Genomic DNA, 25,282 nt, shown 5'->3' with positions numbered 1-25,282 from the left:
ATTGGTGGTGGGTTAGCCTTTGCACAAAATAAGAGGAAGGAACCACAAGAAGCACAAAATGCACAAGAGAGACGCGACGTTCCTTCGCATTTTGTGCTTCTTGTGGTTCCGAAGATGGGTCACTTGCTGCAGGACCATCGCCGATAATGGATTTTCACGCCACGAAGATCACACAACTCCCACATTGTGGACGACTTTGCCGCCAACGACAGTCAGCAGCGACTTCGTGCGCTTGAGATCTTCATCCGGCACGGTGAAATAATCCCGGTCCAGGACCGCCAGATCCGCGCGATTTCCCGCCTCGATCGAACCGATATCGTCTTCCCGGATGAACCATTTGTTGGCGGTGGTGGCGAGCCACATGGTTTCCTGCCGGGTCAGCTTCTGGTCGCCGAGAATCTGGTCTCCTGCGAGGTTCTTGCCGGTTGTGATCGTATAGAAATTCACCCAGGGGTTGATGATGGTGATATCGCCTCCATCCGAGTGATAGCCCTTGTGAATCGGGTGATTCATCAGCATCCGGTACGGCGGCCCGAGGCTGATGCCGGCCGCGGCATTCCGGGGAAGAGTGCGCAGCGGTCCCCATCCGACCAGAACGCCCATTCCCATGGCGTTGGCTCGATTTGCCAGATCGATGGGAAACTCGGGAATGTGGGAAACGATCCATCGAAGGTTGGTAATCGGGATCTCCGCGTTCACGGTCTCGCGGTCTTTAATCTCGTTCGTAACCATCGCGAGATTCAGGGCGTGGTCTTCGGCGCGCCATCCCGCCTTCGCGATCGCGCGTAATCCGTCGACGCCGCCTCCGGTGAACTCTCCGATGCCGCCGGTCTTGAGCCACTCATCGCCGAAGAATGGAAATGAGTTCTTCAGCCGTTGGGACAACGTTGGCAATGGCGGATTGGCGTTCGGCGGGTCCTGGTGGAGAAAATCAATTCGCAGCCGGGTTGGCATCCTCCCTTCACTGTGGAGCGCCAGAAACGGGTTGTGCATCGTGTAGGTGTTTTCGTCGGCAACGCCGGTCGACGGTTCGTCTTTATGGAACGCGCCCGCATCGCGAATGGTCGTAATGCCGAGCGACGCGTAATACTGAAGTGCTCCGAAAGCACTTCGTTTTCGGGTCTCCGGAGTCAGCAACTCTTTCCGCAAGGTTTGAAGCGCGAGGCCCGACTGATTGCCCGCAAGAACGCCATCCGCTCCAACGGTGATTCCTTTCGCCTCGAACCAGATCTTCCCCTGTGTATTCGTGCGTGTGCCGCCTTGGGCCGCGATGATGAAGACCGGCCGGTTCACCGCGTCGAGTTCCGTCAAGTTCGGCAGGCGTTTTTCTTCGAACTGCATTGCGGCGATCGGACCCACGGTGGTGATGAATTCGCCGGCTGGAACTTCCATGCTGCGCGCTTTGAGAGCCGTCACTGCGTCGGGGATCGTGAAGACGTGCTCCAGCGGCGTGTGCCATCCGGGTCTGTTGCCGACAAGAACGATATGGTTATGCGCATCGATGATGCCGGGAATGACGGTTTTTCCCATCAGGTTGACGGTTCGGACATTGCCTGTACGGGAAACATTGTTGCCGACGGCGGCGAAGCGGCCGTTCCGGATCAGCAACTGAGACACGACGCGGTTGCTCCCGTCCATCGTATGAATTTTACCGTTGATGAGCGCGAGATCGCGGCCATCATCCGCAACCTGCGCGGCTTGCGCGTAACCACTCAGGGAACCCAGCGGTGTTCCGAAACCGATCGCGGCGGCAGCCGCGCTGCCCAGGAATGTTCTGCGAGAGAGTCTTTTACCCACGTCTTCTCCTTTTCGGTAGCGTAGCTAAACACAATCGGGGTCATCGCGGCTATGATTCTTTTATATGGTTCCGCTGTTGATTGACGGCGAGATTCTGACAATCGAAAACGTTTTGGAGGTCGCGATGGAGCGGCGCCGCGTGGCGCTGCATCCGGACGCCGCCGGAAAGATGTCGCGCTCCCTCGCCGTCATCGAAACGATCGTCCGCGACGACCGCGTGGTTTACGGCGTTTCGACCGGCTTCGGCAAGCTTTCGGACGTTCATATCGGCCGCGACCAGATCACTCCACTGCAGCACAATCTGGTCCGCAGCCACGCCTGCGGAGTGGGCGAGCCTTTCAGCGAAATCGAAGTCCGCGCATTGATGCTGCTGCGCGCAAATGTCCTGGCCAAGGGTCTCTCCGGAGCGCGGCCGGTGGTGGCCGAGCGGCTCTGCGATCTGTTGAACCATCACGTGTACCCGGTGATTCCCTGCCGCGGCAGCGTCGGCGCCAGCGGCGATCTTGCGCCGCTGGCTCACCTCGCGCTCGTCCTGATCGGCGAGGGTGAGGTCTTCAGCGCCTCGACGAGGATCACCGGACGCGAAGCGTTCGAAGGCATAGGAATCGCGCCTCTGGACCTGGAGGCGAAGGAAGGCCTGGCTCTGCTAAATGGGACGCAAGTTACTCTGGCAACCGGCATCATCAGTTCGATGAAAGCCACGCAACTTGCGGATCTGGCCGATCTGGCCGGAGCGATGTCGCTCGAAGCATTGAAAGGCTCTCCAGTCGCTTTCGACGCGAGAATCCATCAGGCGCGGCCGCATCCCGGGCAGCTTCAGGTGGCGGAGAGGCTGTCACGCTTTCTCCGGGGCAGCGAGATCCGCGAGTCGCACCTCGATTGCGGCCGTGTTCAGGATGCCTACAGCCTCCGGTGCATGCCCCAGGTTCACGGACCCGTGCGCGAGTGTCTGGAAAACGTGCGGAAGACGGCGGCCATCGAAATCAACAGCGCAACGGACAATCCCCTGGTCTTTGCCGATACCAGCGAGGTTCTTTCCGGCGGCAATTTTCATGGCCAGTACCTGGGGCTGGCGTTCGACTTCCTGGCGATATCGCTGTCTGTTCTCGCCAACATCTCGGAGCGGCGCATCGAACGTCTGCTGAATCCAGAATACGGAGACCTGCCGCCGTTTCTGGCCGATCAGCCGGGATTGAATTCCGGATTCATGATCGCCCAGGTCGCCGCCGCCGCGCTTGCCAGTGAGAACAAAGTGCTGTCGCATCCGGCGTCCGTGGATTCGATTCCCACTTCCGGCAACAAAGAAGACCACGTGCCGATGGCCATGGGCGCGGCGCTCAAGCTGAAACAGGTTGTTACGAATGTGGAGCGGATTCTGGCAATCGAGTTTCTGTGCGCCGCTCAAGGCATCGACTATCTGCGGCCCTTGAAATCCAGCGCCTCGATCGAGGCAACACACTCGCACATCCGCAAAAACATTCCGCACGTTGCCCTCGATCGTGTTCTCTCTACCGATATTGAACGCATGATTCGCATCATGAATGAACCGGACTTCATCCGGCTCGCCGAGGATCCATCATGAACTACACGCCGGTACGGGCCCCCCGCGGTACGGCCATCTGCTGCAAGGGCTGGCATCAGGAAGCCGCAATGCGCATGCTGATGAACAACCTCGATGAGGACGTCGCTGAAAATCCGAGGAAACTCATCGTCTACGGCGGATCCGGCCGGGCGGCGCGCAGCTGGGATGCCTATCACGCGATTGTGCGCGCGCTCCGCGCTCTGGAAAACGACGAAACCCTTCTCATTCAATCCGGAAAACCGGTCGGGGTGTTTCGCACCTTTCCGCATTCGCCACGGGTGTTGATCGCAAACGCCAATCTCGTGCCGCACTGGGCGACTCGCGATGAATTCAATCGCCTGGAAGCGTTGCAACTCACGATGTACGGACAGATGACGGCGGGCAGCTGGATCTATATCGGCACTCAGGGAATCGTTCAAGGAACGTATGAAACATTTGCGGCGGCGGCGCGCCAACACTTCAACGGTTCCCTGGAGGGAAAGATCCTCCTGACCGGCGGCCTTGGCGGAATGGGCGGAGCGCAGCCGCTTGCAGGAACGATGAATGGCGCGGCCGTTCTGGCGGTCGAGGTGGATCCCGCGCGCGTGCAGCGGCGCATCGATACCGGATACCTCGACACCTGGACCGATTCCCTCAACGAAGCATGGAAGCTCGTGACGGCCGCGCGCGACGCGAAAAAAGCACTCTCGGTCGGACTCGTGGGCAACTGCGCCGACGTCCTTCCGGAAATGGTGCGGCGGGGCGGCATACCGGACGTGCTGACCGATCAGACGAGCGCGCACGATCCGCTCAACGGATACATCCCGCGAGGACTGACACTTGATGACGCCGGCAAGCTTCGTGAATCCGATCCCAAGGCCTACACCGCGCGGGCGATCGAGTCGATGGCGATTCACGTCCAGGCGATGCTCGACATGCAGAAGCAAGGAGCCGTCACCTTCGACTACGGAAACAACATCCGGACGATGGCTTTCGAGGGCGGTGTGAAGAACGCGTACGACTTCCCGGGATTCATCCCCGCCTATATCCGGCCGATGTTTGCGGAGGGACGCGGGCCGTTCCGCTGGGCCGCGCTTTCAGGCAATCCGAAGGACATCGCCATCACTGATGAACTCGTCCTGGAACTCTTTCCAGAGGACGAGGTCCTGAATCGATGGATTCACCTCGCCCGTGAAAGAGTCCACTTTCAGGGACTGCCCGCGAGAATCTGCTGGTTGGGCTATGGCGAGCGTGCGCAATTCGGCGAGCGTATCAATGATCTCGTGAAGAAGGGCACGGTTGAGGCGCCGATCGTTATCGGACGCGATCATCTCGATTGCGGATCCGTCGCATCGCCGTATCGGGAGACTGAAGCCATGAAAGACGGCAGTGACGCCATCGCCGACTGGCCGATCCTCAATGCCCTCTTGAATACCGCATCCGGGGCGAGTTGGGTTTCGTTTCATCATGGCGGCGGGGTGGGAATCGGATATTCGCTGCATGCGGGCCAGGTGATCGTTGCGGATGGTACGGACGAGATGACAGAGCGGCTCAACCGCGTGTTGACAAACGATCCGGGTATCGGCGTCGCGCGGCATGCGGATGCGGGATACGAAGAGGCGAAGGAATTTGCGCAGCGCAAGGGGATCAAGATTTAGGCCGTGAGGGGGTGACGGTCGGAGAGATGTTTGGGTGGTGGCCGATTCCCCGCCTTTTCAAGGCGGGGTGCCCGAGCAGTCAAAACGTTAGAACGCGCGGGCGGGGCGGTTATCAAGGAACCGCGCAGCGCACCTTATTTGTTTGTAGTTACTAACCACCCCGTCTGCGCCGCTAAGGAACGGGATCTTCTTCTTGGTGGCGCAGACACCCCTCCTTTGAAAGGAGGGGAATGTCCACCTCCGGACTTCAGGCCATGACTTTCAACATCGTCCACGCGAAACAGCTTCTAACCCTGAAAGGACCTGCGCCCCGGCGGGGCCGCGCATTGCGCGACCTCTCCATCATTGCAGACGGCGCAATCTCCGTTCGCGACGGATTCATCGACTGGACCGGTCCAACCGACCAGTTGCCGGACACGAAGGCGCCCGCCTTCGATGCGTCCGGCAAAATCGTTCTGCCCGGCTTCGTCGATTCCCACACCCACGCGGTTTTTGCCGGGACGCGCGCTGACGAATTCGAATGGCGAATCGAAGGCACGCCTTACATGGATATCCTCGCGCGCGGCGGCGGCATTTTATCCAGCGTGAAAGCGGTGCGCGCCATGCCGGATCTGCGCGTGCAGTTTGCCGATCGCTTCCTGGAGTACGGCACCACCACAATCGAAGCCAAGAGCGGATACGGGCTGAATCTGGACACCGAGGTTCGAATGCTTGAAGCGATGCGGTCGGCCGGGCAGCTCGAAGTCGTGCCGACCTACCTTGGAGCCCACGCCATTCCTCAGGAGTTCATTACAGACCGGCAGGCTTTCGTCGGCGAGGTTCTCCACGATCTGGAAACGATTCAGGCGAAGCGCCTGGCGGAGTTCTGCGATGTCTTCGTCGAACCCGGCGTTTTCACGCCGGAGGAAGCCCGGCGCATATTTGCGAAAGCGAAATCTCTCGGCATGCAGATCAAGATTCATGCCGACGAATTTCAGTCTTCGGGCGGCGCCGCACTCGCCGTTGAAATCGGCGCGACGTCGGCCGACCATCTCGGCGCCATCACTGCCGAAAATATCGAGAGGCTGGCCGCCTCGAACGTGATCGCCACCCTGCTTCCGGCGACGCTGTTCAACACCGGCGCCACACACTACGCACCGGCGCGCCAACTCATCGATAGCGGCGCAGCCGTCGCGCTCGCGACCGATTTTAATCCGGGTACATCGCCGACGCTGAATATGCAGTTCGTCCTGTCGCTGGCATGCACCCAGATGAAGATGACTCCCGCAGAGGCGATTGCCGCCGCCACGATCAATGGCGCGTGCGCGCTGCGGCGTCAGGATCGTCTCGGATCGATCGAACCGGGCAAGCAGGCAGACTTCGCGGTCTATGACGTTGCGGATTACCGCGAAATTCCCTATTTCACCGCGGTAAACTTCTGTGTCGCAACGTTCAAGCGCGGAGAACTCGCATGGAGCAGAGATGAATCGACTGGTTGAATGCGTCCCCAACTTCAGTGAAGGCCGGCGGCCCGAAGTCGTCGAAGCGATAGTGAAAGCGATCACATCGGTCAGCGGCGTCTATCTTCTCGGCCATGAGATGGACGGCGACCACAACCGCGCTGTCGTGACGATCGTCGGCTCACCGGAAGTGATCGGTGAAGCGGTCTTCCGCGGCGTTGAAGAAGCCGCAAAGTCGATCGATCTGACAAAACACCAGGGCGAACATCCGCGCATCGGCGCGACGGATGTGGTTCCGTTCATCCCGATCCGCGGCATCACCATCGAACAATGCATCGCGCTTGCGACACACACGGCGCGCGAGATCGCCGAGCGGCTTCACATCCCGGTGTATCTCTACGAATCCGCTGCGGCACGGCCCGATCGCGTCAATCTGGAAAATATCCGGCGCGGCCAGTTCGAAGGGCTGCGCGACGAAATCTCCAGTAATCCCGAGCGTAAGCCGGATTTCGGCCCCTCCCAGATTCATCCCACGGCAGGCGCCACCGTGGTCGGAGTCCGCAAGCCGCTGATCGCCTATAACATCAACCTGAACACCAACAATGTCGGAATCGCAAAGTTCATCGCGAAACGGGTCCGTCACTCCAGCGGGGGTTTTCGTAATGTCAAAGCGATGGGCGTCCTGTTGGCGGAAAGAAATCTGGCGCAGGTCTCCATGAACCTCACCGACTACGAACAGACGCCGATGGGCATCGTCTTCGAAGCCGTGCGGCGCGAGGCCGAACGATACGGCGTCGGCATTGCGGGCAGTGAAATCATCGGCCTGATCCCCCAGAAGGCGCTGAATCAAGCAGCCGAGTATTACCTGCGGGTCGAGAACTTCCGGCCCGACATGATTCTCGAGAATCGTCTCGACGCGGTGATTGAAAGCGCCGGGCAGCAGGCGCAGCATCCGTCCATGGCCGACAGCTTGCGGCCGTTCATCGACCAGGTCGCGGCGGGAACACCGGCTCCGGCCGGCGGCAGCGTCGCCGCCCTGGCAGGCGCGCTCGGCGCATCGCTCGGACAAATGGTGATCCGGATCACGAAAGATAAAAAGAACCACACCCAGCACGCCGAACGCTACAACGACGCCCTCGACCGGCTGGCGCCCTACGCCTCAACCCTGCTGGAACTGGTCGATGCGGACGCTGCCGCATATGGGCTTGTGCTGGCCGCCTACAAACTACCCAAAGGTTCCGCGGAACGGGAAAAAGGTGTTCAGGATGGCCTCATTCGCGCCACGGAGATCCCGTCGCGGGTTGCCAGCTGCGCGGCCGAAGCCTTGAAGGTCATGGAGGATCTGCGCTCGATCATTTACCTCAAAGTTGCGTCCGATCTGCAGGTCGGACTTCAAATGCTCCGTTCCTCACTGAGGAGCGCCATCGCCGCCATGCGGACCAACCTCACGGAAATCAAAGATACGGAACTCCGGATGCGCTATGAAGATATGATCGCGGGCTGGGAGCAGACCCTGCGGGGGAATTAGAACTTATTGCAGATTGCATCATTGGAAGTTGCTGCAATTCAAATTTAAAATGAAAAAACCTCGAATGATGCAACTTGCAATGAGTCCCCTCCCCCCTTCCAAACCTTCAGTAAACCACCAAGGTCCTCTGTTATAATTCGCAAATGGCTGAACGCAAGCCGGTACGAGCTCGGCCGACGAAGAAGGCTAAATTTTCCAGCTTTTTTAGATCCCCGCTGTTTAAAGTTCTTCTCTCGCTTTTCCTGTTCTTTTTCATCGGTGCCTCGGCGCTCGTCCTCTATTACTACAACTACTACTCGAAGGTCATCGACCGGCGGCTGAGCGGCGAAATCTTCAAGAACACGGCGCAAATCTATGCCGCTCCGTACCGGATTTATCCCGGACAAAACCTCTCGCCGAATGATGCGGTTTTGCGCCTTCAGCGGGCGGGTTTTGACAGTTCCGACAAGGGTGGCTCCGAGGACGGCGAATACGAGGTCTCGGGAAGCCGGGTCACGATCAAACCGAAGATCGGCGATGCCATGCGTCTCGACTTCACCAAGACATCCCTGACGAAAATCGTCAAACCCGGTATTGGCGAGGTTTCCGAAGCCTGGCTGCCGGCCGAGCTGGTCACGAATCTTTACGACCAGTCGCGGGAAAAGCGGCGCGTGATCGAGTTCAACGATCTGCCGAAGGTGTTCATCGACGCTCTCACAGCCGCTGAAGATCAGCATTTCTTTACCCATTGGGGCATCGATCCCGTCCGGCTGGCGGGAGCCGTGATTCACAGCGTCCGTTCGTCCGATCGAATCAGCGGCACCAGCACGATCACGCAGCAATTTGCACGGAACTTCTTCCTGACGACCGACCGGACCGTGAGGCGCAAAGTCGCCGAAATCTTCATCACGCTGATGCTGGAGCAACGCCTGACCAAACAGCAGATTTTGACGCTGTACGTCAACCAGACCTACATGGGTCAGCGCGGCTCTTTCAGTATCAACGGGTTTGGCGAGGCGGCTGAAGCCTATTTCGGCAAGGATATCTCCAATCTCACGTTGCCGGAAGCGGCAACACTGGCAGGCATCATCCCGGCCCCGAACGGACGGTTTTCGCCCGTCAAACACCCGGATGAAGTGAAGCGCCGGCGCAATACGGTGCTTGCGGCGATGCATACCATCGGAACCATCAACGACAAGGAATACGACGCGGCAAAGAATTCCGATCTGAAAGTCATTCCGCCAAAAGTGGATGCGAGCGACGCGCCGTATCTGGTCGACTATATCCGCGATGAGCTGCTGAAGACCTTCAGCGAGGAAGAGATCACGAATGGGGGCTTCCGCGTCTACACGTCGCTGGACCCGGCGCTCCAGAAGATTGCCGTCGATGCCGTTCAAAACGGTTTGAAGTTCGTCAACGATGAAATCGCGCAGCAGAAGAAGCGCCAGAAAGGCCCGGACAACCTGCCGGGGCCGCAGGCCGCGCTGATTGCGCTCGATCCCCATACCGGCGAAATCAAAGCGATGGTCGGCGGCAGCGACTATGGCATGACGCAGTTGAACCGGATCGTTCAGGCATCGCGGCAACCCGGATCCATTTTTAAGCCGATCGTTTACGCGACGGCTCTGGAGACGGCATTCGATCAGGGAAAATCGGATGATGCCGACCCGGGAGCGGACACGCCGAAGCCGGAGCCGAACCTGACGCCCACCGCCGATCCGGCGCCGAACGATTTATCAGATGGATCGACCGCCTCACAGCCAGAATCCCTGACGCACGATACCGTCGTCACGCCGATAACGACGATCGTGGATGAGCCGACCACTTTCGTTTACGAGAACGGCCGCAGTACCTATCAGCCGAACAACTATCACCAGGAGTACCGTGGCATCGTCACCGTCCGGACAGCTCTGGAGCATTCGCTGAACGTCCCGACCATCAAAGTTGCCGAACACATCGGTTACGGCCGCGTTGCGGCAATGGCCAAACGGCTGGGACTCAACGCAAAAATCAAAGGCTATCCATCGGTTGCGCTGGGAGCATTTGAGGTCACGCCGATCGAAATGGCCGGCGCCTACACCGCTTTTGCAAATGAAGGGCAGCGTATGCAGCCTCATGCGCTTCTCCGGGTCACCAGTGGGGACGGCTCCACGAACAAGTCCTACAAATACCAGCCGCAGGAGGTCATGCGGCCGGAACTCGCATATCTCATGACCTATCTCATGGAAGGCGTCATCAACGAGGGCACCGCGGCCGGTCCCACCGGTGTGCGCGGGCGCGGATTCATGCTTCCGGCGGCGGGCAAGACCGGCACTTCACGCGACGGCTGGTTCGCCGGCTACACGAAGGATCTGCTGGTCATCGCCTGGGTCGGTTATGACGATAACCGCGACTTGAACCTCGAGGGCGCGCGCTCGGCGCTGCCGATCTGGACCGAATTCATGATGAAGTCAACGGCTCTGTATCCGCCGAAAGATCCGGAGCATATGAACTTTGATGCGCCTTCCGGCATCGACTTCGCCCGCCTCGATGCGGATACGCTGATGCTGGCGAACCCCTCCTGCGAACATACCTTCGAAGAGGCCTTCATCTCGGGAACGGCGCCTACCACGTACTGCACACTGCACGGTCTTCATATCTCCGAGACGCTCGACAGAACGATTGCTGAACCTGCCAAAGACGCCGCAAAGGATGCCGGCAAAGGCGTCGGAAAAGTTTTTCAAGGGCTCGGAAAAGCGATTGGCGGACTGTTCGGCGGCGGCGGCGGCGACGACAAGAAATAAGAAAATTAGCCACAAAAGGCACATAAGGGATCCATTGGCTCCTTTATGTGCCTCTTGCTTCTTGTGTTCTTCCCCTCTTATTTCACTTCGATCTTATCTTTGATCGCCTTCCACTTCTTCTCGCTCATACCGGGAATTGCCAGCAGTTCCTCGACCCGTTTGAATCCGTGCTGCTTCTCCCGGAACTCGACAATCCGCCTGGCCAGCGCGGGGCCGATGCCGGGTAGCGTGCGCAGCTCCGCCTGCGTCGCGGTGTTCAGATTGATCAGGAGAAGAAACATTATTGCCAGTCTCATGCGCGCACAAACTCCCGCTTCACGAAGTTGACAGCTTCCTCGCGGATCCCCAATCTCCCTTCCAACTGCTCATCCTCCACACGCGTCAGAATCTGTTTGAACGACGGTCCGGGGGCGAAGCCCATCGCGATCAGGTCGTCTCCGGTGATCAGCGGCTCCGGCCAGATTTCCGGCTCCCCCCAATCCTTTCGCTTGCGCAGCGCAAACTCGTAGTCGTCGAGGTTTTCATTGCCGGCGACGCGATGAATCTGAGCGAGCTCCAGATGATCCTGGAATCGATCCAGGCGGAAAAACCGTTTGAGGGCGCTGACGGTCATCTGCCGGATTTGCGAGAAGCGGGGGAGATTCTCGACCAAGGCGATAATATGATGCATCTCCGCGCGAGAGAACTTCAAGCGTTCGACGATCTGAGCGACATGCGGCAGCGCGGTTTCGTGCAGCAGGACAGCCATAGCAAAATCCGGCTCCGCTTTCGACGGCACCAGCTCGAGCGCTTTCCGGATGTGATCCGTCCACTCCAATTCCGGCAGCACCTGCGCCAGCAGACCGGCCTCATCGAGCATCCGGAACCCGTGCGCCGCCTGGCCTTCCGTCAAAATGCGCGTGATCTCTTCCCTGATGCGCTCCTTGCTGACCTGGTGAATTTTCGGAGCCATCGCGCGGACCGCATCCCAGGTGGCCGGTTCGATCGAATAACCGAAGCGCGCACCGAAACGGACGGCCCGAAGAATTCGCAGCTTATCTTCCTCAAATCGGGCATGCGGATCGCCGATGGCGCGGACGATCCTGGCGGCGATATCCTCCTGGCCGTGGACATAGTCGATGATCCGGTCTTCGGCGGGATCGTAAAGCAGCCCGTTGATCGTGAAATCCCGGCGGAGCACATCCTGCTCCGCATTCGTAAAGACCACACCCGTCGGCCGCCGGCCGTCGACATAGGCCTCATCCGAACGGAAAGTCGCCACCTCGAACGGATGCCCGCGATGGATAACGAGAACAACTCCGAACTGCGCGCCAATGGCTTCCGTGCGCGGAAAGATGCGCATCACCTCCCCGGGCAGCGCATCCGTCGCAATGTCGTAATCCGCCGGTTCCACCCGCATCACCATGTCGCGAACGCAGCCGCCGACAAGGTACGCCTCATGTCCATGCCTGCGCAGCTCGCGAATAATCTGGATAGCCGAATCCGGTCTCATATGAGTCCGTTATGATAGCTTTTTGTATGGAGGACGCGGATGTCATTTAAAGGTGTCGACTTTTACCGGATCGACGATCTCCTGTCGGACGAGGAACGGATGGTGCGTGATACGGTGCGCCGCTTCGTCGATGACCGCGTCATTCCGGTCATCGATAAACATTTCGAGGAAGCGTCATTCCCCAATCAACTGATTCCTGAAATGGCAGAAATGGGGTTGTTCGGCGGAAACCTTCCTGAAGAGTACGGCTGCGCCAACATGAATAACGTCGCATACGGCCTCGTCATGCAGGAACTCGAGCGGGGCGACAGCGGGCTTCGCAGTTTCGTCAGCGTTCAGGGCGCGCTGGTGATGTATCCGATCTTCACGTTCGGCACGGAGGAGCAAAAGAGGAAATGGCTGCCGCTGCTGGCCAGGGGAGAACAGATCGGTTGTTTCGGACTCACCGAACCCGATCACGGCTCCGATCCCGGCGGCATGGAGACTCGCGCGCGGCGCACAGACAAAGGCTGGGTGCTGAACGGGACAAAGCGCTGGATCACCAACGGAACCATTGCGGACATCGCGATCGTCTGGGCAAAAGCCGGCGAAGAAATCAAAGGATTCATTGTCGAAACGAAAACTCCCGGATTTCAGGCGCCGGAAATCAAAAACAAGCTCTCGTTGCGCGCCTCCGTCACCTCCGATCTGATCCTGGACGATGTGCTGGTGCCCGAAGCGAATGTTCTTCCGAAAGCGGAAGGACTCAAGGGCCCGTTGATGTGCCTCAATCAGGCCCGCTACGGAATCGCCTGGGGCGGCATCGGCGCCGCGATGGCATGCTACGAATGCGTTCTGGAGTACACCAAGGGCCGGACTCAATTCGAAAAACCGCTCGCGCAATTCCAACTGGTCCAGGAAAAGCTCGTGCGCATGGTAACCGAGATCACCAAAGGCCAGCTGCTCGCGTGGCGGCTCGGCCGGCTGAAGGACGAAGGCAAGCTCCACTTCGCTCAAACCTCCATGGCCAAACGAAATAATGTCTGGGTGGGATTAGAAACCGCCCGCCTGGCTCGGGACCTGATGGGAGCGAGCGGGATCACGCTGGAGTACCCGGTCTTCCGTCATATGTGCAATCTGGAGTCGGTGTATACGTACGAGGGAACAGATCATATCCATGCGCTGATCCTGGGGGAGCACATCACGGGGCTGGCTGCCTATAAATAGGAGGGCGGGAGCATTGGATCATTGCATCAATTCGACATTGCTTCATTTCTTCAATTGAAGAAATGAAGCAACTTGCAATGATGCAATTTACATTAGGTCTTAATCCCGGGATTTGGTTTCTTCCGCCAATGCGGCTTGTTCCTGGAATGAAATAATGCGTTCCGCTACGCGGAGCCTGGCCTTCAGCTCATCGGGGTCGAACGGCTTCGTCACGAAGTCATCCGCGCCTGCTTCCATACCCTCGAGGTAGTCTTTCTTACCGATCAGAGCCGTGATCATGATGATGTAGGTGTATTTCGATTGCTTGTGCTTGCGTATGCGCCTGCAGAGTTCGAGGCCGTCGATCTCGGGCATCAACACATCTGAAATCACAAGACGGAAACGACTCTTGCGAAACGCATCCCACGCTTCTTTCCCGTTAGTCGTCGCGACGGTTTGATAACCGAGCTTTTCCAGCATCCACGCCAGCAATTCACGGGAATCGCGGTCGTCTTCAGCGATGAGCACTTTCATTTCTCAAATAACTATCAGAAATGCGCAAGTCCAAGCAAGTTTATGGATTCCCTGCCGGTGGAATCACGCAACCACCTGTGTTTCTAAGGCGGAGCTGGTTGGAGCCGGAGGTGCAATTTGGCGGGCGGGGACGCGACTAACCACGGGTGCATCTCCTGAAACTCGATTTGGAATGAGAGGAACCAAGATGCCCTTGCTCAATCAAACAAACGGCGTAGTTAACCTCAACGATTTACGGCACTTGCAGCCGACGGAATCAAGCTGGAAGGACTCTTGCAACTTCCAGGGTGTTATGGCGTATTCGAATAACTTCACGCCGCGGGGTCGCGATCAGGACGATTCTCGCGCCGTACTCTTTCAATCACTCGAATTCAAAGGATCTCGCAAGCGTTCCCTGGTGATGAGTGTAGCGGTTCACGGTGTGTTGCTATCCGTTCTGCTGCTGATTCCTCTCATCTTCACGGAGACGATGAAGGCGAGATATACCACAGTGCAGCTTGCTCCTCCGATACCGAAGGCGCAGCCGCTCGAAGTCACCCATTACAAGGAACCGCCGCGGCCGAAGCCGGTAATTGAACCGAAGCCGATCGTGGCGCCGCCTCCGCCGAAGCCTGTGGTGGTTCAGCCGCCGGTTGAGAAAAAACCGGAACCGCCGAAAATCGCCGCAATCAAGCTGCCGGATGTGATCGAGCGGGAAAAACCAATTCCCGTCGTGCGCAACACTCCGCATCTGGATTCGAACGAACCGGCGATCGCTGCTCCGAAGGCGCCTGAAGTGAAGACCGGGATGTTCTCCACCGGAAGCTCTGCAACGCCGACCACCAATCTGCCAGCGCAAAAAGTCCAGACCGGCGGATTTGGCGATCCAAACGGAGTCAAGGCCGTCGGCAAGCCGGGAAAAGTCGGCAATATCGCCGAGCTTGGCTCGTTCGATCTGCCCACGGGTGCGGGAGCGGGGAATGGAACCGGCGGAGCGCACGGCGCCAGGGGAGTCGTGCACAGTTCGGGATTCGGCAACGGCGTCGCGCCTGTAGGCGGCGGAGGCAATGGCGGTGGCGGTGGCGGATCGGGCCGCGCCGTTCAGCAGGGCGGTTTTGGTGATCTGGATGGCGCAGCCAAGGCTGAAGCGCCGAAGAGACACCTGGAAACCGGTTCGGCACAGGTGCCTGTAGAAATTCTATCCAAACCGAAACCCGACTACACCGCAGAAGCGCGGACACAAAAGGTCGAAGGTGAAGTCCTGGTGCGTGTCATGTTCACGGCCGCCGGGGAAGTGCGCGTGCTTGAGGTGGTGAAGGGGCTCGGACACGGACTTGACCAGAACGCTTTACGCGCCGCTCAACAGATTAAGTTCAAACCTGCACAACGAGACGGACAGCCGGTGGATTCAACGGCCACGGTCCACATTGTTTTTGAATTGGCGTACTAGCCAGGGCAACAGAAAGCATGGAAGGAATATGCGTAATCTAAACTTCAAAATATCGATTTGGGTCTTTATTCTATTCTTTTCTATTGGCGGCGGATTCGCCATTGCTGCGCAGAAGCCTCAGCAAGCCCCGCCGTCGAACACGACCTCGGCAGCGCCGGTGGACCCGACAGCTCCGTCTACGGTCAGCCAGATCCTGGACCGGGTCGTCGGACGTGAAGCGATTCTCGCGTCGAAGATGCGTACCTTGCATCCGCTCGTCGAGACCTACCTGCAGAGCCTCGACAAGGATGACGCGCTTGCGTTCCGTCCCGTGGACGATCAGTACTTCCTCGGCAAACTTGATTTCAACGCCGAGGAAAAGGAACACACGCTGCTCGGCGGCGAACCTGCGCCGGACAAGATCACCGGCAAAATAACGCAGCTTTACTCCGTCAAATATCTTCCCGGCGGATTTGCGCAGATGCTTGTGGTCGACGGCCACTTCGACAAAAATCACTATCAATTCGAGTATGTCCGCCGCGAATTTCTCGGTTCGGTGCGCACCCTTGTTTTCGATGTGCTTCCCAAAAAGGGTTCCTCCGGTTCGTTTCGCGGACGCATCTGGGCTGAGGATCAGGAATACAACATCGTCCGCTTCAACGGCACATACGGGCCGTCGTCCTCCACGAAGATGTACTTCCACTTCGACAGCTGGCGTGAATACATGGGCCCCGGAATCTGGCTGCCAGCCTATGTGTACACCGAAGAATCGAACATGGGCTATCTCGTCGGCCTGCGGCATCTGCGCTTCAAGGGCCAGACGCGCCTCTGGGGATATAACGTCGGTAAAGCCAGCGGCCAGAATGAGCTGACGGCATTGATCGTCGAATCCGACGACGTCAAAGACAAGATCGAAGACGCCGAAGGAACATCTCCTGTCTATGCGCTTCGCCAATGGGAGCGACAGGCTGAAGATAATGTCATTCAACGCCTGGAGAAAGCCGCGCTGATCGCACCCGATGGCGAGGTCAACAAAACGCTCGAAACCGTCGTCAACAACCTCGAGGTGACCAACAATCTCGACATCGAACCGGAGGTTCGCGTCCGCGTTCTCCTGACGACGCCGCTCGAGTCGTTCACCATCGGCCACACGATCGTCCTCAGCCGCGGATTGATCGATGTACTGCCCGATGAGGCCAGCCTTGCGACAATACTGGCTCACGAACTCGCTCACATCGCGCTGGGCCATCGCCTGGACACCATGTATGCCTTCAGCGATCGCATGCTCTTTCAAGATCCGCAGGCTTTCCAGAAGCTCTACCTGAAACGCGATCCCAAAGAAGAAATCGACGCCGATGCGAAGGCCGCCGAGCTCCTGAAGAACTCTCCGTACAAAGACAAGCTCGGAAACGCCGGCCTGTTCCTGGAAGCGGTGAATGCCCGCGCTTCACAATTGCCGAATCTGCTTCGCGCTCATATCGGCAACACCATGGTCAAAGGCAATCGCGTACAGCGCATGACGAGTCTGGAAACCGGCGCGCCCAAACTCGAGATGACGAAGGTCGATCAGATTGCGGCCTTGCCGCTGGGTGGACGCGTACGCGTCGATCCCTGGACTGCCAGGATCGAAATGCCGAAGACCAAACCTGTGGCCCTGCTTTCAGCGCGGGAAAAGATGCCGTTCGAAGTGACACCGTTCTACATCTACCTTACACGGCAGACCGGTGACACGCCTGCAAAGACGGCACAAGCCACGCCGGCCACGCCCACGGGGCAACCGGCCACGGTGAAACAGGAAAATTAGCTATAAGCATATTGCACCGTCGCATCATTGGAAGTTGCTGCATTTCAAATTTAGAACTGCAGCAACCTCCAGTGATGCGATGGTGCAATAATTCCCCGTCATAACCTCCGCCACACTTTTAATATCCCCGCCAAGGCATCCGCCATCCACTGACTGCGCACCCGCATCAGCATCGAATCGTACCCCCCGCCCGCAGCCACGCTGCTGACGATGCTCTGCGCCTGCGTATAACGAAGGATACCCTGCTCCCCGTGCCTGCGTCCGATCCCGCTGAGCTTCACGCCGCCCATCGGAACATCGAAGCTGTTGTAGATCAGAAGCGTCGAATTGATCACTGCCGAGCCAGTTTCGATCTGGCGCGCGATTTCCTGCGCCTGGCCGCCCTTGGCCCAGATGGACGCATTCAATCCGAACTCGGAATTGTTCGCCCGGGCGACTGCCTCCTCGGCCGTGCGGACGGGATACAGCGCAATAACCGGGCCGAAGGTTTCTTCCTTCGAGATCGGCATGTCGTCGCGCGCATTCGTCAAAACCGTCGGCTCGACAAATGCGGGACCGAGTTCGGATCGCGCACGGCCTCCGGCAATCGCCTGGGCTCCCCCCGCGACAGCCTTCTCGATGCGTTCCAGGACCTTTTCCGCATGTTCCCTGCTGATCATGCTGCCCATATCCAGATTCCACGACTTCGACCAGCCCAGCTTCAGCGCCGCCGTCTTCCCGGCGACACGCCTGGCGAACTCCGCATAAATCGATTCCTGAACGTAAGCCCGCTCCACCGAAATGCATGTCTGCCCGCTGTTCGCGAAGGCTCCGGCAATCAGCCCCGTCGCCGCCGCATCGAGCGGCGCTCCTTCGAGAACGATCATCGGATTTTTGCCTCCCAGCTCGAGCGAATACGGAATCAAGCGCTCCGAAGCGGCGACAGCCACCTTGCGCCCGGTGGCCGTTCCTCCTGTGAATCCGATGTAGTCCACCCGGCCGATCAGCTCGCTGCCCACCTCTCCCGCCCCGTGGGCCAGGGCGAACAGATCCGGATCAAGGCCGGATTCAACGAGCAGTTCGCGCGCCAGCACAGCCGAGAGCGGAGTCAATGCGGACGGCTTGACGACGACGGCATTTCCGGCCAGCAACGCCGGAATCGCATCTCCGACACCCAGCAGGAAGGGATAATTCCACGGCGTGATGAGGCCCACGACGCCGTGCGGCTTGTAGATAATCTCGGCGGAGGTCACCACGGGAACCGCCGGACGGCGCCGGCGGACTTGCAGATGCCCGGCGCCATTCGCCAGATAATATCGAGCGGTTCCGGCAACCGTCACGATCTCGCCCAGCGCATCCCGGCGGGCCTTTCCGGTCTCCGACTGAATCGTGTCCAGAACCATTTCACGCCGGGACAGCAGCAAATCGTGAAAGCGGCGGACAATCCGGGCCCGCCCGGCAAAAGGCAGGGCTCTCCACCTGGCCTGCGCCTGGCGTGCCCGTTCCACGGTTTCGGCCAGATCACCGGCGGTTGTCTCGGCGACCTGCCCGACAACTTCCCCGGTAACCGGATTTCGTACTTCGATAAGAACTCCTCTCGGGTCCATGAATTATAATCCGCGCATGGAGAAAGACGGCCTGCGCAGGCAGTTGGAAGAGATGGAAGAGGCGGCGGAACGATGGCGTACCGAGCGCCGCAAACTGAATGCGGAAATCGATAAGCTCGAATCCGAACTCGCCGATGCGAAAGCGGCGCTGGCTCGAAAGCGCACCGCAGCCCCGGCGGAGTCCAAGGGGGCGGATGCCGCTTCGATCCTCAAGGTCCAGGAAGCCGCCGAGGAACGAGTGAAGAAGGCCGCCGCCGAATGGGAGACCGAGCGCGCTCAGCTCAAATCCCAGGTGAATCGGCTCGAAGGCGCGGTCGCCGAAGCGATTGCCCGGGCGTCGAATCCGATGCGCGCGACCCAGTCCGTCAAGGAGCAGTTCGAAGTCGAAGTCAGCCGCATCGCAAAGGAAAAAATAGAGCTCGAACAGGCCTTTCTGCGCGGAAAGGCCGAGTGGGAACAGGAGCGGCTGAAGCTGGCGGGCGAGATGGTGAAGCTCCGGCGGGCGGCACAGATCATGGGCCGCCCGATACCCAAAGGGGAAGCTCCCGAAGTCAATCCCAAGGTTCGCGACCTTGAAAACCAGCTCCAGGAAACGCTGGCGAAGTGGACGGCGGAGCGGGAACAGCTCGTCGGTCAGATCCACAAACTGGAAGAATCCGCCCGCCAGTGGGACACCGAACGCCGGCAGCTCAACGATCATGCGGCACAGCTCCAGCAGGCCTTCATTCAGGCCGAAGCGAAAATCCAAGGCTATGAAGCTGCGGCGCGGGCACCGAACCCCTCCCAGGAAAAGCTTCAGGATCTCAAGAGTGAGAAAGACGCGTTGCAGCGCCAGATGCAGGACGCCCAAACTTCCTGGGACGCCGAGAGGCGGCGGCTGGAACAGCAGCTCCAGCGAATGTCGGAAACCAGCGAGCGTGTCAGCACCGAGGTCGTGGATCAGCTCCGCATGCAGTATGAACAACGGCTCCAGGAAGCCATCCTCCAGAAAACCCAGCTCACCCGGGAACTCCAGAGCGCAAGCTCGCTTCTCGAATCCGAACGTTCGCGGCTGAGCGCCGCTCAGGCCGGCAGCAGCAGCGGACTCGATACCGAAGCTATCAAAGCCGAAATTTCGCGGGTCGAAACGTCGATCAGCGAAATCATAGCGATCATCGACAGCCCGGATACCGAACTCGCCACCGTCATTCGAAAAAACGTGGAAAAGGCCGAGCTCGATTCATATCTCCGGGGAATACTTTTCTCGCTCACTGGGAAGAAAGACGATTAGTCCAATCCGGCGACCACGCCGACAAGTGCCAGCAACCGCTGAATACCGATCTCGCGCCTCGCCGGATCAAACCATTCTTCCGGAGTGTGCACATTTCCGGAGCTCCCCCCGCCCCCCAGGGCAATCGCCGGAATGCCCAGCGAGATCGGCAGGTTTGCGTCGGTCGATCCGACGTCGGGAAGCGGTTCGAACCCCAGCCGCCGTGTGACGTCCATTGCAGCCTGAACCAGCGGCGCCCCGGTGGGCGTCATCCCGGAAGGCCGCTCGCCCATCAGCTCAATCCGGCACTCGACGCCGGACGCGCGTGTGGCCTCATTAACGCAGCGGCGCAAGCGCTTCTCCAGTTCAGCGAGATTCGGCGCCACGATCGAGCGGAGATCGACTTCCATGACCGCGTCCCGCGGAATGGCATTTACCGAAATGCCGCCGCGCACCAATCCAAAGTTGAACGATTCGCCGCTGCGGCGCACGCCGCTTGCCGTCGAGAACAGGTGAATTGCCGACGCCATGGCCTGCACCGGATTCGGCCGCCCGAAATCCGCCCAGCTGTGGCCGCCCGGACCCGCCAGGTGCACGCGGAACCGGCGGCTGCCGAGCGCCTGATGCGTGATCCGCTGAAATCCGGCGCCGTCGATCGCAATAAACTCGCAGCCGCGGCCGTCCCAGCGCGGATTCTCGAACAGGTAACGGATGCCGCGAAGATTCCCTTCTCCTTCTTCGCCGACATTGCCGACCAGAATCACTGGACGCCGGAATCCAATGCCGGCTTCCTTTGCCGCCCGCACCATCCAGAGCAACGCAGCAATGCCGCAACCGTTGTCCGAAATTCCGGGAACAAGAACCGCGCGGCCCTTCCGGCGCAATTCCAGGGGCGTCGACGCCGGAAAAACCGTATCCAGATGTGCGCCGACCACAACCGGATTCCTGCCGGGACCGTCGTATGCCGCGACGACATTGCCAATCCCATCCGCTTCGGGCCGCAAGCCGGCCCGCGACAATTCATCAGCGAAGGCGCGGGCCCGCTCGCTCTCGCCAAAAGGCGGCGCCGGTATCTGAGTCAGGCGGATCTGTTCTGCTTCGATGGCGGGCTCATTTTCTGCGATGAAGCGGAATGCCCGCTGGACCCGCTTGTCACTGAAAACGTTATCGACGCTGCTCTCCACTAGTGAACTTCGAACACGACCGGCGGGGATTCCATCGGCGGATGACTGGCGATACTGCCAACGACCGTGTACTTGCCGGGATGGGCGATGTTGAGCTCGTTGTCCCGGTGGTTCCACGTGACTTCGAAAGTCCAGTTCTTGTTCGGACGCATCGCTTCCTGCCGGATGACCTGGGTGAAGAACATCCGGCGCGACCAGCGCCAGATCTCCTGGCCGTTTGCGTCGGTGATGACGAAATCGTACGTTTGTCCCGTGGTGAAATTGAACGGTATGAGCTTGTCCGTGGTATTGATCACGGTCAGCAGGAATTTCGTGCCGCCGGCAATGTCGCTGGCCTGCACATCCAATGCAACGGTCTCTTCGGTGGCCTTGGCCACGTTTTCGATCTCGGTCCGCGGCCGCTGTGGTTGTGGAGCCTGTTGCGGCCGCTGGCCCGGCTGCGTCTGCGGCTGTCCCGGCGGAATCTGCGCTGTCTGTTGAGGCGGCTTCGGCTGCGTAGAGATCTGGGCGCCCTCGGCCTTGGCATCGGCCAGCTGTTGTTCACTGGTATGGAGTGCGGTCAGCTTGGCGATCTCGACTGCTCCGGAATGCATTCGGGCTTCGACAATGCCGATACCCCGCTGAAACGTCAGGTCGACCAGATCGCCATACATTACAAACTTCGACGGCAGGCCGGAATCGTCCGCTTTCAACACTTCGACACGCGCGCCGTCCGCGAGGAACAAGGGGCCTTCGTCGTTGTCCAGCAGGCGAAGATATGTGTGCTCCTGCCGGTCATAACGGACGAGCCGGATTTTGTCGCCCTCGCTGGCGAACGGAAATTGATTGAGGACATAGAAACTGCGGCCGCTCACGATCCGGTATTCCTGGACACTGAAATCCAGGTGATCGACTTTCGTCCCGGCCTCATTGAAGACGTCGTACTCCCACCGGTTCCCTACTTCCAGCGGCAGGAAATCCGCAGACATCCGGACGCCGGGCTGAGCGAATAAGGTTGCCGGCAAAAGCAGAAATAGCAAAGCCAGCTTGGAAACCGATTTCATGGCCGATGCTCCACAGTGTAGCATGCGGCCATGTACATGGAATCCGACTCGGAGTACATGCATCTGGCCCTGGCGGAAGCCGCGAAGGCCGAGTCCCTGAACGAGGTGCCGGTGGGCGCGATCGTTGTCTTCGATAACAAAATCATCGGCCGCGGATTCAATCAGCCGATCTCGGCGCACGACGCCACCGCTCATGCCGAAATCATGGCCATGCGTGAAGCCAGCCGGACGCTGAAGAACTACCGGCTCTCGGGCGCTACCATGTACTGCACCATGGAACCCTGCATGATGTGCGCCGGCGCCATGATTCACGCCCGCATCGCGCGCCTGGTTTTCGGGACCGTCGATCCGAAAGCCGGTTCGGCGGGCTCCATTTATAACGTATTGACGGACCCGCGATTGAATCACCGCGTGGATGTGGTGACGGGAATTCGCGAAGACGAATGCGCCGCAATCCTGCGGGAGTTTTTTGCCCGGCGGCGAGCCTGAAGCCAATGCAAAAACGCCGTGCGTTCTATGGCAAGGAACCGCTTCAATTCGGGGACCTGCGTGTGCCGGATGAGGCGAAGCCGCCGGTTGCGGTGGTGATTCACGGAGGATTCTGGCGCAACCGCTACGGCCTCGATTACATCGAGCCGATTTGCGAGGCGCTGACCGCGGATGGGATCGCGACATGGAACATCGAGTACCGCCGGATCGGCGATCCGGGAGGCGGCTGGCCCGGAACATTTGAAGATGTCGTCGCGGCGGAGGATCATCTGACGTCGCTCGCAGCCGAATTCGCGCTCGATCTGAAACGCGTTATCACGATCGGTCATTCGGCCGGCGGACATCTGGCGCTCTGGCTGGCGGCGGAAAAGGGCTGGATTGCTGGAGCGGTTTCGCTTGCCGGGGTTGTGGACCTTCGCCGCGCCTGGGAATTGAAATTGAGCAAGAATGTGGTGGCGGAGTTTCTCGGCGGAAGTCCGGATGAAGTTCCGGCTCGCTACAGCATTGCCTCGCCGATCGAGCGGCTGCCGCTGGGTAGACCGCAGAAGTTATTTCACGGCACCGCCGACAGCAGCGTCCCGTTTGAAATCAGCGAGCGATACGCTCAGGCCGCGCAACTTCGCGGCGACGATGCGGAGTTGGTGAGGCTCGAGGGGGCGGGACATTTCGAACTCGTCGATCCGAAGACCGGAGAATTTGGGCGGGTGCGAGATGCGGTCAAGAAGCTCGTGCGATAGTCGCGCCAGGAACCTGGCATCGACCTGAGGAAGGTTTTGCACAAAAGTCGATGAGAGGGACATTCCCCGCCTTTCAAAGGCGGGGTGGCTGCGCCCCTAACAAAATGGTCCCGTTCTTAGCGGCGCAGACGGGGCGGTTAGTAACTCCAACAAAAAAGGTGCGCTTCGCGGTTCGTTGGTAACCGCCCCGCCCGAGCGTTCTAACGTTTGATCGCTCGCGCACCCGGCCTTGAAAAGGCGGGGAATGGAGGCCAAATTGGAGTTAGGATTATTCCAACGCGATGAACATGCTTCCGATCGCCATCATTACTGCTCTGCTCCAGTTTCAACCGGGCTCTATCGCCGGAATTGTGAAGACGACGGCCGGCGATCCTGTGTCAAAAGCCACGATCACGCTGAAACAGGACGGGCAGCAAGCGGCAGCCTCGGTGTTGACCGGCTCCGATGGCAGTTTTCTATTTCCATCGATACCGGCCGGCCGCTACCGGCTGGAGGCCAAGCGTACGGGCTACATGGATGCCGCATACGGGAAACACAGCCGCGACGGCGCCGGCAGCGCGATCACGGTTGCACCCGCCGCAAACCTGAAGGATCTGAACCTCACCATGACTGCCTACGGTGCGATATCCGGACGAGTCACAGATGCGGATGGCGAGCCGGCAGGGGCCGTAAGCGTGGAAGCTCTTCGATATTCCTATTCCGGTGGGCGAAGCACCTTAACCCAGGTGAAGACGATCAGCACCAACGATCGTGGGGAGTACCGGCTCTTCTGGCTGCCACCTGGCCGGTACTACATACGATGTGGCGGCTCGAATGACATATTCATCAATACAGTCGAAGGAGCCGTGGCCGTTCATCTCGCGCTTCCGGACAATTCCGGAGTGCGTCAAAATGTCGTGCCGACATATTTCCCGGGCACGCCGGATCCGCAGCGTGCGTCGTCGATGGACTTGCCGCCGGGCGCGGATTACGGTGGCGTCGATTTCACGCTTAATCCATCCATCGGGCGGCGTGTCCATGTCACCGTTGTTGATGGAAATTCTGGACAGTCCGGACCGCAACGCGTGGCGGCTTTGACGCTCGTTCCCAGGAATGCCGCTGCGGCGATGGATGTGAAACGCGCGGCGGCAAATGCCAACGGCGACGGACAGTTCACCGCGGTCCCTCCCGGCTCGTACACTCTCATCGCAACCGGCGGCTCCCCGCAGAGAGGCCCAAACGACGTCACCAGACGGACCGGCGCCAGCATTCCAGTCGACGTCGGCGATCAGGACGTTGACGTGACGGTGAACCTGGAACCCAGCGTCAATCTCGCGGGACGGCTGACGATCGAGGGCCTGCCCAACGGCACTCGCGTGGATTCTCATCCGATCGTGAGCGTACTGGGTCAGGGCGCCCGCTCCACCTCTCAGGGTTTTGGCGATTTCGCGGATTTCCAGGGGAACGACGCGTTCGATTTCGTCGATCTGATCGAAGGCGACTATTCGGTCCTGGTCGAAGAGATCCCCCAGAATCAATATCTGAAATCCGTCCGGTTCGGCTCCACCGATGTTCTCTCAGACGGTCTGCACGTAGATCCACGGGCCGGCGGCACGCTGGACATCGTGCTTGCGGCGAATGGCGGGACAGTCACCGGCACCGTCACGGATGCCGGCCGGCAGCCTGCGGCGAACCTTTCAGTAACGCTTATACCCGACGAGAGCCGCCGCAATCGCGACGACCTTTATAAGAAGGTTTCGACAGACGCCGCAGGCCGCTTCACTGTGCAGGGCATCGCGCCCGGCGACTACACTGTTTTTGCCTGGGACAATCTCGATCCCGCCAAT

Annotated in this window: 19 protein-coding genes and 1 pseudogene; 13 read left to right on the top strand and 7 right to left on the bottom strand. The window is 59.4% G+C overall.

The window, feature by feature from the left end; translation table 11 throughout:
* Window positions 1-168 precede the first annotated feature (168 nt).
* On the bottom strand, window positions 169-1,797 hold the full coding sequence (locus tag VGK48_27080) for an amidohydrolase family protein (protein HEY2384855.1): 1,629 nt from the start codon (window positions 1,795-1,797) through the stop codon (window positions 169-171).
* Window positions 1,798-1,861: 64 nt separating this feature from the next.
* Between VGK48_27080 and hutH the strand changes: the two genes are divergently transcribed.
* From hutH to VGK48_27050, 6 genes and pseudogenes are all read left to right on the top strand, one after another.
* Window positions 1,862-3,379, top strand: a complete 1,518-nt coding sequence (gene hutH, locus VGK48_27075) for a histidine ammonia-lyase (protein ID HEY2384854.1) — start codon at window positions 1,862-1,864, stop codon at window positions 3,377-3,379.
* Window positions 3,376-5,016: a urocanate hydratase gene (gene hutU / locus VGK48_27070; GenBank protein ID HEY2384853.1), complete on the top strand. Its 1,641-nt coding sequence runs from the start codon at window positions 3,376-3,378 to the stop codon at window positions 5,014-5,016. Before hutH ends, hutU begins: the two co-directional genes overlap by 4 nt.
* 230 nt (window positions 5,017-5,246) lie before the next feature.
* On the top strand, window positions 5,247-6,494 hold the full coding sequence (hutI, locus tag VGK48_27065) for an imidazolonepropionase (GenBank protein ID HEY2384852.1): 1,248 nt from the start codon (window positions 5,247-5,249) through the stop codon (window positions 6,492-6,494).
* Window positions 6,478-7,386: pseudogene (ftcD, locus tag VGK48_27060) on the top strand (glutamate formimidoyltransferase). The gene hutI and the pseudogene ftcD overlap by 17 nt, the downstream one beginning before the upstream one ends.
* Window positions 7,387-7,413: 27 nt before the next feature.
* Complete coding sequence (locus VGK48_27055) at window positions 7,414-7,983, top strand: cyclodeaminase/cyclohydrolase family protein (GenBank protein ID HEY2384851.1); 570 nt, start codon at window positions 7,414-7,416, stop codon at window positions 7,981-7,983.
* Between the two features lie 143 nt (window positions 7,984-8,126).
* Window positions 8,127-10,745 (top strand): transglycosylase domain-containing protein, encoded by a 2,619-nt coding sequence (locus VGK48_27050; GenBank protein HEY2384850.1) that lies wholly within the window; start codon window positions 8,127-8,129, stop codon window positions 10,743-10,745.
* 77 nt (window positions 10,746-10,822) lie between these two features.
* Here VGK48_27050 and VGK48_27045 read toward each other — a convergent pair whose 3' ends face one another.
* Together VGK48_27045 and VGK48_27040 are read right to left on the bottom strand one after the other, a co-directional pair.
* Window positions 10,823-11,041 (bottom strand): helix-hairpin-helix domain-containing protein, encoded by a 219-nt coding sequence (locus VGK48_27045; GenBank protein ID HEY2384849.1) that lies wholly within the window; start codon window positions 11,039-11,041, stop codon window positions 10,823-10,825.
* Window positions 11,038-12,237 (bottom strand): CCA tRNA nucleotidyltransferase, encoded by a 1,200-nt coding sequence (locus tag VGK48_27040; protein HEY2384848.1) that lies wholly within the window; start codon window positions 12,235-12,237, stop codon window positions 11,038-11,040. The genes VGK48_27045 and VGK48_27040 overlap by 4 nt, the downstream gene beginning before the upstream one ends.
* Before the next feature lie 39 nt (window positions 12,238-12,276).
* Here VGK48_27040 and VGK48_27035 point away from each other — a divergent pair, with 39 nt between their 5' ends.
* The gene (locus tag VGK48_27035; protein HEY2384847.1) at window positions 12,277-13,443 is read left to right on the top strand and encodes an acyl-CoA dehydrogenase family protein; all 1,167 of its coding nucleotides are present in this window, start codon (window positions 12,277-12,279) and stop codon (window positions 13,441-13,443) included.
* A gap of 99 nt (window positions 13,444-13,542) precedes the next feature.
* Here the strand turns inward: VGK48_27035 and VGK48_27030 are convergent, their stop codons facing one another.
* Complete coding sequence (locus VGK48_27030; GenBank protein ID HEY2384846.1) at window positions 13,543-13,956, bottom strand: response regulator; 414 nt, start codon at window positions 13,954-13,956, stop codon at window positions 13,543-13,545.
* 400 nt (window positions 13,957-14,356) lie between these two features.
* On the opposite strand from VGK48_27030, the gene VGK48_27025 reads away from it, so the two are divergent.
* Both VGK48_27025 and VGK48_27020 read left to right on the top strand, forming a co-directional pair.
* On the top strand, window positions 14,357-15,385 hold the full coding sequence (locus VGK48_27025; protein ID HEY2384845.1) for an energy transducer TonB: 1,029 nt from the start codon (window positions 14,357-14,359) through the stop codon (window positions 15,383-15,385).
* 28 nt (window positions 15,386-15,413) lie between these two features.
* Window positions 15,414-17,168 (top strand): M48 family metalloprotease, encoded by a 1,755-nt coding sequence (locus VGK48_27020; GenBank protein ID HEY2384844.1) that lies wholly within the window; start codon window positions 15,414-15,416, stop codon window positions 17,166-17,168.
* Between the two features lie 98 nt (window positions 17,169-17,266).
* On the opposite strand, the gene VGK48_27015 is transcribed toward VGK48_27020, so the two are convergent.
* On the bottom strand, window positions 17,267-18,754 hold the full coding sequence (locus VGK48_27015; GenBank protein HEY2384843.1) for a succinic semialdehyde dehydrogenase: 1,488 nt from the start codon (window positions 18,752-18,754) through the stop codon (window positions 17,267-17,269).
* Between the two features lie 16 nt (window positions 18,755-18,770).
* Here VGK48_27015 and VGK48_27010 point away from each other — a divergent pair, with 16 nt between their 5' ends.
* Entirely contained in the window at window positions 18,771-20,024 is a 1,254-nt protein-coding gene (locus tag VGK48_27010) for a hypothetical protein (GenBank protein HEY2384842.1), read from the top strand.
* Here VGK48_27010 and VGK48_27005 read toward each other — a convergent pair.
* Window positions 20,021-21,187, bottom strand: a complete 1,167-nt coding sequence (locus VGK48_27005; protein ID HEY2384841.1) for a M20/M25/M40 family metallo-hydrolase — start codon at window positions 21,185-21,187, stop codon at window positions 20,021-20,023. The two genes, VGK48_27010 and VGK48_27005, sit on opposite strands and share 4 nt — an antisense overlap.
* Window positions 21,187-22,230 (bottom strand): BsuPI-related putative proteinase inhibitor, encoded by a 1,044-nt coding sequence (locus tag VGK48_27000; GenBank protein HEY2384840.1) that lies wholly within the window; start codon window positions 22,228-22,230, stop codon window positions 21,187-21,189. The genes VGK48_27005 and VGK48_27000 overlap by 1 nt, the downstream gene beginning before the upstream one ends.
* Before the next feature lie 36 nt (window positions 22,231-22,266).
* Between VGK48_27000 and tadA the strand changes: the two genes are divergently transcribed.
* The 3 genes from tadA to VGK48_26985 all read left to right on the top strand — a co-directional run.
* Window positions 22,267-22,719, top strand: a complete 453-nt coding sequence (gene tadA / locus VGK48_26995) for a tRNA adenosine(34) deaminase TadA (protein ID HEY2384839.1) — start codon at window positions 22,267-22,269, stop codon at window positions 22,717-22,719.
* A gap of 5 nt (window positions 22,720-22,724) precedes the next feature.
* Window positions 22,725-23,456 carry an alpha/beta hydrolase gene (locus tag VGK48_26990; protein HEY2384838.1) on the top strand — a complete coding sequence of 244 codons (732 nt, stop codon included), beginning with the start codon at window positions 22,725-22,727 and terminating at the stop codon, window positions 23,454-23,456.
* 281 nt (window positions 23,457-23,737) lie between these two features.
* Window positions 23,738-25,282, top strand: a 1,545-nt coding sequence (locus VGK48_26985) for a carboxypeptidase-like regulatory domain-containing protein (GenBank protein ID HEY2384837.1), incomplete at its 3' end; no start/stop codon positions are given.

This window comes from Terriglobia bacterium, from assembly GCA_036496425.1.
Classification (GTDB): domain Bacteria; phylum Acidobacteriota; class Terriglobia; order 20CM-2-55-15; family 20CM-2-55-15; genus 20CM-2-55-15.
The sequence above is the reverse complement of the archived record's forward strand: the minus strand, read 5'-3'. Positions and strand labels throughout refer to the sequence as shown.